Origin of the sequence: Microbacterium sp. SCN 69-37 (assembly GCF_001724435.1) — a bacterium.
Classification (GTDB): Bacteria; Actinomycetota; Actinomycetes; order Actinomycetales; family Microbacteriaceae; genus Microbacterium; species Microbacterium laevaniformans.
Genome location: NZ_MEEL01000060.1, coordinates 1 through 10,881, shown reverse-complemented (window position 1 = coordinate 10,881; position 10,881 = coordinate 1). Strand labels below are relative to the sequence as shown.

Below are 10,881 nucleotides of genomic sequence, written 5' to 3'. Positions count from 1 at the left end.
GGTGCGTCGCGTACTCTTCGATGATCGCCTTCTTGACGTCTGCTTCCAGTGCCATAGGTGATCCCCTTCCTCTTCGTTGCGCGGCGCCCGACGCCTGATACGTGGGCTCTCTTTATCCGCGGCCGATCGAACGGCAACCTCAGGAGTCTACCAGCGCCGAGCCCGTCCCGGAAACTCGGCGCCGCGGCCCGGGCCAATCCTCTTAGGCTCGAGGCGTGCAGTTCTCCGTCCACGTCAAACCCGGCAGCCGCAAGGGCCCCCTCGTCGAGCAGGATGCCGAGGGCCTCACGGTCTTCGTGCGCGAGCGCGCCGTCGACGGCGCAGCCAACGACGCGGTGACGCGCGTACTCGCCGATCACTTCGGCGTGGCGCCGCGCGACGTCACGATCCTCCGCGGACACGCCTCGCGTCACAAGCGCGTCGAGGTGGACGCATGAGCGGCAGCCACCTGATCGATCTGACGCCGTTCCGGCACAGCCCTGCGTTCGCGCGGCTGTGGATCGGCTCGACGGTGTCGGGGCTCGGCGGCCAGCTCACGATCATGGCCGTCATGCTGCACATGTACGCACTGACATCGTCGACGTTCGCCGTCTCGATGATCGCCGTGGCGGGTTTGGTGCCGATGGTGCTCGCGGGCATTTACGGCGGCATGCTCGCCGACGCCTTCGACCGTCGCACGGTGGCTCTGACGGCCGCGACCGTCACCTTCGCCTCCACGCTGCTGCTGGCCGTTCTGGCCTGGACGCAGCAGGAGGCGGTCTGGTCGCTCTATGTCCTCAGCGTCGTCAACGCGGCCGCCAACTCCATCGTGATGGCGAGCCGCTCCTCGATCATCCCACGCCTTCTCCCCCGCGAGCTGCTGCCCTCCGCAGCGGCCCTGCAGGGCGTCACTGTGGGCATCATGGTGATGGCCGGCCCCGCACTGGCGGGGATCCTGGTGGCGACCACCGGATACGCCTGGACCTACTCCATCGACGTCATCCTCATGCTCAGCCTGTTCCTCGGGCTCTGGACACTGCCCGCCATGCGCCCCGAGGGCGAGACGGTGCGCCCGGGACTGGAGTCGCTCAAGGACGGGATCGCGTTCCTGAAACGCGCGCCGAACATCCGCCTGCAGTTCGTGATGGACATCGTCGCGATGACCTTCGGCCAGCCGCTCGCCCTCTTCCCGGCACTCGGTATGGTGCTGCTCGGGGGCGGGCCGGTCACGGCCGGCATCCTCACCGCCGCGATCGCGGCCGGCGCCTTCCTCTCGAGCCTGTTCTCCGGGCGCGTCGGCGGATATCGCTGGCATGGACGAGGCATCGCGCGCGCGGTCGAGGTGTACGGCGCGGCCATCGGCGCCTTCGCTCTCGCGTTGGTGCTCGCCGCGGTCGGCGTCGGCGCCCCGAATGGAGTGGATGCCGACCACGCGAACATCGCGATGATCGTCGCCGCCTGCGTGGCGCTGGCCGTCGGCGGCGCCGCCGACAACGTGAGCGCGATCTACCGCTCCACCATGCTGCAGGCTGCGGTGCCGGATGCCGTGCGGGGACGGCTGCAGGGAATCTTCATCGTCGTCGTGGCCAGCGGCCCCCGCATCGGAGCCCTCTACGCGGGGACGCTCGCCACGATCACCACGCTCTGGTTCCCACCGTTGATGGGCGGCATCCTGATCATCGCGATCGTCGCGACCCTCGCGCGCCTGTACCCGGGGTTCCGCAGCTACGACGCCGAGAACCCCGTCCCCTGACGCTCGATCCCTGACGCTCGATGCCGCGACCGATTCCTGCCAGGCTTCGGCGGGTTTCGGACGTGGCATACCACGGGCGCCGACGGCGTCCGTGGCCGCCGCTAGAGTCGGCGCGTGACCCGCTCGCCCGCTCCCACCCCGGTTCGCCCGGGGCCGTCCTCGGCGGCGATCGCCGTCCAGTTCGTCCTGATGGGGATCATCTGGGGATCGAGCTTCCTGTTCATGAAGGTCGCCCTCGGCGGCATCTCTCCCGCGCAGGTCGCGTGGGGGCGTCTCGTGCTGGGCGCGGCCACGCTCGGGGTCTTCGTCCTCATCCGTCGCGACCGACTGCCCGGTCTGGGCCGCGAGGACGCGCGGGTGTGGGGCCATATGACGGTGCTCGCGGTGAGCTTCTGCGTCGTGCCGTTCCTGCTGTTCTCGTGGGCCGAGCAGCACGTGTCGTCGGGCCTCGGAAGCATCTACAACGCGACGACGCCGATCATGACCGCGATCATGGCGGCGCTCGTGTTCCGCGTGGAGCGTCTGAAGCCGGTGCAGATCGCGGGCATCGCCCTCGGCATCGGCGGGGTGGTGGTGATCATCGCACCGTGGACCGGCCTCGACCTCACGCAGAGCCTGCTCGCTCAGCTCGCCCTTCTCGGCGCGACCGCGTGCTACGGCTTCAGCCTCGCGTACATGCGCCGCTTCCTCGCGAACTCGGGCATGAGCCCTCTCGCCTTCTCGTTCGTGAACATCGGGATCGCCGCGGTGATCATGACGGTCGTGGCGCCGGCAGTGGCCCTCACGCCCGTACGGCTGGACCCGTGGATCGTGGTGAGCATGGTGCTGCTGGGCTGCCTCGGCACGGGCGTGGCCTACATCTGGAACCAGAACACGCTGCGGGCCTGGGGGCCCACGGCCGCGTCGACCGTGACGTATATCACGCCGGTCGTGGGCGTGGCGCTGGGCTTTCTCGTCCTCGGTGAACGCATCGGCTGGCACGAGCCGGTCGGCGCCGGGATCGTCTTCCTCGGCATCCTCCTCGCGCAGAACCGACTCCGAATGCCGCAACGGCGGCCGTCCCGCTGGAACGGGAACGACCGCCGTCGGACGGAGGGACTCAGGCCTGGAGCGAACCCTGCAGGTCGAGCGTGATCGTGACGTCCTTGCCGACGAGCACGCCGCCGGTCTCGAGGGCCGCGTTCCACGTCAGACCGAAGTCCTCGCGGTTGATGACACCCGTGGCGGTCGCACCGGCCTTGTAGTTGCCGTAGGGGTCGGTGCCGAAGCCGCCGAACTCGAGCTCGAAGGTCACCGGCTTCGTGACACCGTGCATCGTGAGGTCGCCGTCGACGAGGAAGTCGCCGTCCTGGTAGCGGACACCGGTGGAGACGAACTCGATGGTCGGGAACTGCGCGACGTCGAAGAAGTCGGCGCTGCGCAGGTGGTTGTCGCGGTTCTCGTCGTTGGTGTTGATCGAGGCGACGTCGACGGTCGCGCTGACCTTCGCATCGAGCGGGTTCTCCGGCGCCTCGATCGTGGCGCTCTTGAGACCGAAGACGCCGCGCACCTTCGAGATCATCATGTGGCGGAGGCTGAAGGTGACCTCGCTGTGCGCCGGGTCGAGCACCCAGGTGCCGGCCTTGTAGCCCGGGATCTCGGGAACGGTGGTGGTGGTCTCGGTCATGTCTGCCATCCTTCGTCGGGGAAACGGTCTGCGGCTACTCAACACGCGGAATCCGTATGTATTCCCACACATGGAAAAACTCTCGAGGAACACCTCCTGGAGAAAACGAGAAGGGGGTGGATGCCGCGGCATCCACCCCCTTCTCACGGAGATGTCGGATCAGCCGACCTTGAGCAGGTCGATGATGAAGATGAGGGTCTTGCCGCCGAGGAAGTGACCGCCGGCGGGGCCGTAGGCCAGGTGCGGCGGGATGATCAGCTCGCGACGTCCGCCGACCTTCATGCCGGGAATGCCGTCCTGCCATCCCTGGATGAGTCCACGCAGCGGGAACTGGATCGACTCGCCGCGGCCCCACGAGGAATCGAACTCCTCGCCGGAGTCGTACTCGACGCCGGCGTAGTGCACGGTGACGTTGTCGCCGGGCTTCGCCTCGTCCCCGTCGCCGACGATGAGGTCGCGGATGACGAGATCGGCGGGAGCAGGTCCCGTGGGGGCGTCGAACTCGGGCTTGGTGCGCTCTTCGGTCATACGTCCATCCAAGCATGCGCGAATGAGTCAGGCACCCTCTTGACACCCTCCGCGCACGCGGAACACAATGAACCCAGGCCAACTCAGCGCCCGGGAGACACGCAGGCATCGCCGCGGCACCGGGCGCTGAGTCTGTGTCGGGGCAGGCGTGCGGCGACCGAAATCACCAAAACCTGCGGAGTTCATCGCGCCGCACTACCCTGGAGGGATGCGTTTCGCCCACGTCGTGCTGCCCGAGACGGACGATCCGCAGCTGGTCGTCGTCGTCGCCCCCGGACACGTCGCCCCCGTGGCGTCGCTTTTCGATGCGGCCCCGCGCACGCTGCAGGCCCTGATCGAGGGGGGCGACGAACTCCTTTCTCGTGTGCGAGACGCCGCCCGAGATGTCGACGGCATCCCCCTGGACGGCCTGACCTTCGGCCCCGCGGTGAACGAGCCGCCCATCGTCCTCGCCGTCGGCTTGAACTACGCAGCGCACTCCAGCGAGCTGGGCCTGAAGGCCGACACCGCGCCGACGGTCTTCGTGCTCTGGCCGAACTCGCTGTCCGGACATGAAGCCACCACGTCGTGGCCTCGGACGCTCAGCGAATCGGTGGACTACGAGTCCGAGCTCGGCGTCGTCATCAGCACGCCCGCGAAGGATGTCACCGCCGACAACGCCCTCGAACATGTCTGGGGCTATACGGTCGTCAACGACATCACCGCGCGCGACATCCAGTTCTCGGAGGCGCAGTGGTCACGGTGCAAGTCCTTCGACGGCTTCACGCCCAACGGGCCCTTCGTCGTGACGGCGGATGAGATCGCCGATCCGCAGGACCTGCACATCTGGGCCGTCGTGGACGGGCAGACGGTGCAGGACGCCTCCACCGGGCAGATGATCCGGTCGGTGGCGACGCTGATCACGCATCTGTCGCAGTCGGCGACGCTGCTGCCCGGCACCCTGATCTCGACCGGAAGCCCGGGAGGAGCGGGGTATTCTCGCGATCCGCAGATCTTCCTGCGCGACCGCTCGATCGTGACAGTGGGTATCGACGGCATCGGTGAGCTCACCACCCACTGCCGCATCCTGGACTGAACGCACGACGCCCCGGTGATCCGCGTCGGCGGACACCGGGGCGTCGTCTGAGGGCGACTCAGCCGCCGTTGCAGGTGATCATCTGGCCGTTGAGCTCGTAGACGCCGCTCGGGTTGTTGGCGCAGAACTGGATCAGGTCGCCGGCTGCGTTGGCGAACACGACCGCGACGACGATGCCGATGATGATGCCGATCACGATCAGCACCGAGCTGACGATGATGGCGGCGACCGCCATGCCGTTCTTCGCGCCAGCCTTCTTGGACTGCACGAGGGCGACGATGCCGAGGATGAGGCCGATCAGCTGCAGTCCCACAGGGACGATGGCGAGGACGAGGGCGACGATCCCCAGCGTGCGTCCCGGCACGGCCGTGGATGCCGCGGGTCCGCCGTTGTACGCGGGAGCGGCCGCGTAGCCGCTCTGCTGGTACGGCGGCGGCGCGACCGGCGGCGCGGCGGGCGGCGGAGTCTGCGGATTCACAGGGGGCTGGGTGGGGTCGGTCATGCGTCTCTCCTCGGTCGGCCGGTGCGGCGCGTTGCTGACAGCGACGTTATCGGCCCGCGCGCGTCTCGCGCAAAGGATTCGTCAGCTCTCGACGAGGTTCTCGGCGGGCTGTACGACGGGAATGGCCTGCGTGATCGCCTCCAGGCCCGACAGCCGCGCCGGAGAGAGCTGCTTGTCGACCTCGTCGCGGGTCATGAGCCCGGCTTCGACGACGAGGTCACCGACGTTGCGGTGGGTCAGCAGCGCGGTCTTGGCGAGAGCCGCCGACGCCGCGTAGCCGATGAACGGGGTGAGGGCCGTGACGACACCGACCGAGGAGCCGACCATGGCGCCGAGACGCTCGCGGTTCGCGGTGATGCCGTCGACGCAGTTGATGCGGAAGGTGCGCATGGCGCGTCGCATCCACGTGATCGACTGGAAGATCGAGTGGGCGATGATCGGCTCGAACGCGTTCAGCTGGAGCTGACCGCCTTCGACGGCCATCGTGACGGTGAGGTCGGCACCGGCGACGGAGAACGCGACCTGATTGACGACCTCGGGGATGACCGGATTCACCTTGCCGGGCATGATGCTGGATCCGGCTTGACGGGCCGGAAGATTGATCTCGCCGAGGCCGGCCTGCGGTCCGCTGGAGAGGAGCCGCAGGTCGTTGGCGATCTTCGAGAGCTTGATGGCGTTGCGCTTCAGGGTCGAGGAGAACGACATGAACGAGCCGGTGTCGCTCGTCGCTTCGACCAGGTCGTCTGCGGTGGCAAGGTCCAAGCCCGTGATCTCGCGGAGGTGTCGCAGGACGGCGGGCGCATAGCCGGGGTGGGTCGTGATGCCGGTGCCGATCGCGGTGGCGCCCATGTTGATCTCGAACAGGAGGTAGGCGTTCTCGGTGAGGCGCTGGTGGTCGTAGCCGAGGGTCGTCGCGAAACCGTGGAACTCCTGGCCGAGGGTCATCGGCACGGCATCCTGGAGCTGGGTGCGCCCGATCTTGAGGATGTCGTGGAACTCGACGGCCTTCGCGAGGAACGACTGGCGCAGAAGGTCCAGTTCCTCCAGCAGGGTCTTCAGATCGAGGCTGAGCCCCACCTTCACCGCGGTCGGGTAGACGTCGTTGGTCGACTGCGAGCGGTTGGTGTGATCGATCGGCGAGAGGTAGGCGTAGTCGCCCTTGGGCCGTCCGGCGAGCTCGAGCGCGATGTTGGTGATGACCTCGTTCGCGTTCATGTTGGTGGAGGTGCCGGCGCCGCCCTGGACGACGCCCACGACGAACTGGTCATGGAACTCCCCGTCGATCACCCGCTGGGCGGCGCGGTCGATGAGGTCGGCGCGTTCAGCGTCGAGCACCCCGATCTCCAGGTTCGCGCGGGCGGAGGCCTGTTTGACCATCGCGAGCGCGGTCACGAGGTCCTTGTAGACGGAGATGGGCCGCATGGAGATCGGGAAGTTCTCCAGCGCACGTGCGGTGTGGATTCCCCAGTAGGCATCGGCGGGGATCTCCATCGATCCCAGGGAGTCGGTTTCGGTGCGCGTCGTTGCGTCGAATGCCATGAGTGCAGTCCTTTTGGGTCGTCGCCTCGGGTGGTCGGGGTCGAGCCTACCCGCGGCGTCGATGCGTTTCCGGTGTACACGGCGTACACCGGGTATGCCGGTGCCCTCCGCCGCGGCACGAGAGCCGCGGCGGAGGGCACCGGCCCCGTCAGCGGTTGACCGTGGACATGTCCGCGTACCGCTCCCCCACCGGGGCCGTGACCGCGCCGAGCGCGGCGAGCTGGTCCGAGGTCAGCACGAGATCGACCGCACCGATGTTCTCCTCGACGCGCGCAAGCTTGCGCGTACCGGGGATGGGCGCGATGTGCTCGCCCTGCGCGAGCAGCCACGCGAGCGCGACCTGGGCCGGAGTGGCCCCGGCATCCCGCGCGATCTGCTCCACCTCGTCGACGATCGCGAGGTTGGCCTGGAACGCCCCGTCGGCGAAACGCGGGTTGCTCTTGCGGAAATCGTCGTCGTCGAGCACGTCGAGCGAGCGGATCGTCCCGGTGAGGAACCCGCGGCCGAGCGGCGAGTAGGGCACGAAGCCGATGCCCAGCTCGGTCAAGGCCGGCAGCAGCTCCGTCTCGGGGTCGCGCGTCCACAGCGAGTGGGCTGACCCCGTTTCGTAGGTCCGGTGGTTCTGAGAGTCGTCCTGTCGCCCGGAGTCGCGGGCAGGGAGACTGGTCAGATCATGTCGAACAGCAGGAAGCGTCACACCCCGGAGCAGGTCGTCCGTAAGCTCGGGCAGGCCGACAGGATGCTCGCCGACGGGCAGGACGTCGCGGCGGTGTGTCGGGAGCTCGGGGTGTCCGAGCAGACGTACTACCGGTGGCGGAACCAGTTCGGCGGGCTCAAGGCCGACGACGCGAAGCGCCTGAAGGAGCTGGAGAAGCAGAACGCCACCCTCAAGCGGCTACTCGCCGAAGCGGAGCTGGAGAAGGCGGCGCTGAAGGAGTTGGCTGAGGGAAACTTCTAGGCCCGGGCAGACGTCGCGCCGCCGTCTCGCACCTGCTCAGGACACTGCAGGTGAGCGAACGGATGGCGTGCCGCCTGGCCGGGCTCTCACGCTCCGCATACCGGCGCCCGCTCAAGGGCGAAACCACCGACGATCCGGACATGGCGCTGCGGGACTGGCTGCGCGCCTGGGCGAAGGACCATCCCCGCTACGGGTATCGGCGGGCGTATCACGACGCCCGAGCCGAGGGCTGGGGCGTGAACCACAAGAAGATCCAACGGCTGTGGCGCGAGGAGGGACTGCGCGTCCCGCAGCGGCGTCGCCGCAAACGCGTCGGGTCCTCGACCGTCGACGCACCGACAGCGGACGCGCCGAACGTGGTGTGGGCGGTGGACTTCCAGTTCGATGCCGACGAACAGGGCAGGCCGATCAAGATCTGTTCCATCGTCGACGAGCACACTCGGGAGTGCATCGGCGGGCTCACCGAACGGTCGATCACCGCTGACCGGCTCACCGCCCACCTCGACGACCTCGTCGCCGTGCGCGGCGCCCCGGCCGTGCTCAGATCGGACAACGGGCCCGAGTTCATCAGCGAGGCGATGGCCGACTGGGCCGGCACCCGCACCGGCCTGTCCTACATCCCTCCGGGCTCGCCGTGGCGCAACGGGTACGTCGAGTCGTTCAACAGCCGGATCCGCGACGAGTGCCTCAACATCAACAGCTTCTACTCGCTGCTGCACGCGCAGGTCATCATCGGCGACTGGAAGGACGAGTACAACCACCACCGCCGGCACTCCTCGCTCGGCTACCTACCCCCAGCCGAGTACGCTCGACAGTGCACCCATCAAATGGAAACCGACGACTCACAGAACGTCCGGACCGAATGAAGGGGGCGGCTCACGAGTACTCGGTCTGCACCGCGGTCACGGGATGGACCGCGTGCGCGCGACGGATCGTCGCGACCGAGGCCTCCGAGAGGCCGTAGCCGCGGATCTTGCCCTCGGCGACGAGCTCGGCCAGCGCGCCCACCGTGTCCTCGATGGGCGTCGCGGGGTCCATCCGGTGCTGGTAGTAGATGTCGATGCGGTCGGTGCGCAGCCGGCGCAGCGATCCCTCCACCGCCAGGCGGATGTTGGCCGGCGTGCCGTCCAGCCCGCGCTCGTCACCCGCCGTGTGCCGGATCGTGCCGAACTTGGTGGCAATGACGGCCTCGTCGCGACGCCCGGCATCCGCCAGGGTCTTCCCGAGGAGCTCCTCGTTCGTGTACGGGCCGTACATCTCCGCGGTGTCGAGGAAGGTGACGCCGCGGTCGAGGGCACCGAGGATCGTGCGCGCACCGTCCGCGTCGTCCTGGCCCGCTCCCGTGTAGAAGGCGCTGATGCCCATCAGCCCGAGACCGATGCGGCTGACCTCGATGGGCGTCGAGGTTCCCAGAGTGGTGGTCTTCATGAGAGTGAGATCTCCTTGTCGTAGATGTCGATCTTGTGGTCGATGGCCCGCAGGCTCGCGGTGATCTCGTCGAGCTGTGCGCGCACACGTTCGCGATGGGCGACGAGCAGCTCCCGGCGCTCGGGCACGGTGGACTCCCCCACGCGCACCAGCTCGGTGTAGCGGCGGATGCCGGCGATCGGCATGCCCGTAAGACGCAGCCGTGTCAGAAAGCGCACCCAGGCGATGTCCGTCTCGGTGTACCGCCGGTGCGAAGAGGATGCTCGGTCGATCGGCGCCAGCACCAGGCCCTCGCGCTCGTAGTAGCGCAGGGTGTGCGTGGACACGCCGGTGGCGTCGGCCGCCTCGGCGATCGAGACGCCTTCGTGGAGGAGTGTCATGCCCCCACGGTAGAACTTCGAGTGCACTCGAAGTCAAGCCGCCGACGGCACGGCGGACGCGTCACCGCTTGCGGGAGAACGCCTCGAGCCGTTCCTCGGGGCTGAGTGCGGCCATCGCGCGCGTCCACTCCTCGCTGAAGACGTCGGCGGTCTCCGCCTCCCCGACCGGCACGACGCTGTGCGTGATGGTGTCGTCGTAGACGTGCACGAGATGGAAGGACTGCCCGCCGTCCATGCCGTTGACCTCCTGCGGCGGCCGCTGGAGATTCATCGTGTAGCAGGTCGCCGATGCGACGCTGACCGGGATGCCGGCGAAGGTTCCCGCCGTCGCGTAGTGGAGGTGTCCGGCGAGGATGGCGCGCACGTCGCTGCCGGCGAGCGCCTGCGCGAACTCGCTCTGATGGCGAAGTTCGAGGATGTCGAAGAACGGGATGTGGCTGGGCAGCGGCGGATGATGCAGGGCCAGCACGGTGCCCCGCGGCGCCGGCTCGGCGAGGATGCCGCGGAGCCAGTCGAGCTGCGCGGCATCCAGGTCGCCGTGGTGCCAGCCCGGCACGGAGGAGTCCAGAGCGATCAGTCGCAACCCGCCGAGATCCCACACACCGGTGACGGGTTCGAGGCTCGGCGGCTCATCGAGCAACCCCTCCCGGAGCGCCGGACGCTCATCGTGATTGCCCGCGACCCACACGATCGGTGCGCCCAGACGCGCGGCGACCGGCTCGACCTGCGCACGCAGGGCGGCATAGGCCTCCGGCTCACCCAGGTCGGTCAGGTCTCCCGTGAAGACGATGGCGTCCGGTCGGACACCCGTGCGCTCGAGGGCCGCCAGCGTCGCGGTGAGGTTCGCGGCGGTGTCGTAGCGGCCGCCGAGGGGCCGGTTTCCGGCCAACAGATGCGTGTCGCTGAGATGGACGATCACGCGCTGGGCGGGCGGATGGATGCCGAACGAGAGCGAGGCGGGGGCCATGAAGTCAGCCTAGGGCGTGTTGATCAAGAGGTTCCGCTCCTCGGTGGGTGAGTCTTGAACGGTGACGCGACAGGAGATCTCTGACGAGGTGTGGGCCGTGATGGAG

Annotated in this window: 11 protein-coding genes and 2 pseudogenes; 5 read left to right on the top strand and 8 right to left on the bottom strand. The window is 68.2% G+C overall.

Annotation, left to right across the window (positions count from 1 at the left end):
- Positions 1-215 precede the first annotated feature (215 nt).
- The 3 genes from ABS64_RS14205 to ABS64_RS14195 all read left to right on the top strand — a co-directional run bounded on the left by ABS64_RS14205 (position 216) and on the right by ABS64_RS14195 (position 2,866).
- Positions 216-437, top strand: a complete 222-nt coding sequence (locus tag ABS64_RS14205; RefSeq protein WP_036287653.1) for a DUF167 domain-containing protein — start codon at positions 216-218, stop codon at positions 435-437.
- Positions 434-1,732 carry an MFS transporter gene (locus tag ABS64_RS14200; RefSeq protein ID WP_292684388.1) on the top strand — a complete coding sequence of 433 codons (1,299 nt, stop codon included), beginning with the start codon at positions 434-436 and terminating at the stop codon, positions 1,730-1,732. Before ABS64_RS14205 ends, ABS64_RS14200 begins: the two co-directional genes overlap by 4 nt.
- Positions 1,733-1,846: 114 nt before the next feature.
- Positions 1,847-2,866: a DMT family transporter gene (locus ABS64_RS14195; protein WP_292684386.1), complete on the top strand. Its 1,020-nt coding sequence runs from the start codon at positions 1,847-1,849 to the stop codon at positions 2,864-2,866.
- Here ABS64_RS14195 and ABS64_RS14190 read toward each other — a convergent pair.
- A complete protein-coding gene (locus ABS64_RS14190) occupies positions 2,832-3,398 on the bottom strand; it encodes a YceI family protein (protein ID WP_005048771.1) in 567 nt (188 codons plus the stop codon). The genes ABS64_RS14195 and ABS64_RS14190 overlap by 35 nt on opposite strands.
- Positions 3,399-3,557: 159 nt before the next feature.
- Positions 3,558-3,926, bottom strand: coding sequence for an FKBP-type peptidyl-prolyl cis-trans isomerase (locus ABS64_RS14185; RefSeq protein WP_005048768.1), 369 nt, complete (start codon positions 3,924-3,926; stop codon positions 3,558-3,560).
- A 208-nt stretch (positions 3,927-4,134) separates the two neighbouring features.
- Here ABS64_RS14185 and ABS64_RS14180 point away from each other — a divergent pair, with 208 nt between their 5' ends.
- Complete coding sequence (locus ABS64_RS14180; protein WP_292684383.1) at positions 4,135-5,001, top strand: fumarylacetoacetate hydrolase family protein; 867 nt, start codon at positions 4,135-4,137, stop codon at positions 4,999-5,001.
- Between the two features lie 58 nt (positions 5,002-5,059).
- Here the strand turns inward: ABS64_RS14180 and ABS64_RS14175 are convergent, their stop codons facing one another.
- The 3 genes and pseudogenes from ABS64_RS14175 to ABS64_RS14165 form a co-directional block, all read right to left on the bottom strand.
- Positions 5,060-5,503: a DUF4190 domain-containing protein gene (locus tag ABS64_RS14175; protein ID WP_292684381.1), complete on the bottom strand. Its 444-nt coding sequence runs from the start codon at positions 5,501-5,503 to the stop codon at positions 5,060-5,062.
- A gap of 81 nt (positions 5,504-5,584) precedes the next feature.
- Complete coding sequence (locus ABS64_RS14170; protein ID WP_292684380.1) at positions 5,585-7,042, bottom strand: aspartate ammonia-lyase; 1,458 nt, start codon at positions 7,040-7,042, stop codon at positions 5,585-5,587.
- 148 nt (positions 7,043-7,190) lie between these two features.
- Positions 7,191-7,634, bottom strand: a pseudogene (locus ABS64_RS14165) (aldo/keto reductase); the annotation flags it as partial.
- 81 nt (positions 7,635-7,715) lie between these two features.
- On the opposite strand from ABS64_RS14165, the gene ABS64_RS14160 reads away from it, so the two are divergent.
- Positions 7,716-8,866, top strand: a protein-coding gene (locus ABS64_RS14160) for an IS3 family transposase (RefSeq protein WP_157127939.1) whose coding sequence is annotated in 2 segments (ribosomal slippage) — positions 7,716-7,986 and positions 7,986-8,866 — 1,152 coding nt in all. Because the reading frame shifts where the segments join, the coding sequence is not laid out codon by codon here.
- A gap of 16 nt (positions 8,867-8,882) precedes the next feature.
- On the opposite strand, the pseudogene ABS64_RS14155 reads toward ABS64_RS14160, so the two are convergent.
- The 3 genes and pseudogenes from ABS64_RS14155 to ABS64_RS14145 form a co-directional block, all read right to left on the bottom strand.
- Positions 8,883-9,428, bottom strand: a pseudogene (locus ABS64_RS14155) (aldo/keto reductase); the annotation flags it as partial.
- The gene (locus tag ABS64_RS14150; RefSeq protein WP_292684376.1) at positions 9,425-9,808 is read right to left on the bottom strand and encodes a MerR family transcriptional regulator; all 384 of its coding nucleotides are present in this window, start codon (positions 9,806-9,808) and stop codon (positions 9,425-9,427) included. The pseudogene ABS64_RS14155 and the gene ABS64_RS14150, both read right to left, overlap by 4 nt.
- A gap of 61 nt (positions 9,809-9,869) precedes the next feature.
- The gene (locus tag ABS64_RS14145; protein WP_292684374.1) at positions 9,870-10,775 is read right to left on the bottom strand and encodes a phosphodiesterase; all 906 of its coding nucleotides are present in this window, start codon (positions 10,773-10,775) and stop codon (positions 9,870-9,872) included.
- Positions 10,776-10,881 lie beyond the last annotated feature (106 nt).

Bases quoted from the DNA above. Each gene is read 5' to 3' on its own strand.
- ABS64_RS14180 (WP_292684383.1), top strand. From the start codon at position 4,135: ATGCGTTTCGCCCACGTCGTGCTGCCCGAGACGGACGATCCGCAGCTG.
- ABS64_RS14200 (WP_292684388.1), top strand. From the start codon at position 434: ATGAGCGGCAGCCACCTGATCGATCTGACGCCGTTCCGGCACAGCCCT.
- ABS64_RS14190 (WP_005048771.1), bottom strand. From the start codon at position 3,398: ATGACCGAGACCACCACCACCGTTCCCGAGATCCCGGGCTACAAGGCC.
- ABS64_RS14145 (WP_292684374.1), bottom strand. From the start codon at position 10,775: ATGGCCCCCGCCTCGCTCTCGTTCGGCATCCATCCGCCCGCCCAGCGC.
- ABS64_RS14185 (WP_005048768.1), bottom strand. From the start codon at position 3,926: ATGACCGAAGAGCGCACCAAGCCCGAGTTCGACGCCCCCACGGGACCT.
- ABS64_RS14175 (WP_292684381.1), bottom strand. From the start codon at position 5,503: ATGACCGACCCCACCCAGCCCCCTGTGAATCCGCAGACTCCGCCGCCC.
- ABS64_RS14150 (WP_292684376.1), bottom strand. From the start codon at position 9,808: ATGACACTCCTCCACGAAGGCGTCTCGATCGCCGAGGCGGCCGACGCC.
- ABS64_RS14170 (WP_292684380.1), bottom strand. From the start codon at position 7,042: ATGGCATTCGACGCAACGACGCGCACCGAAACCGACTCCCTGGGATCG.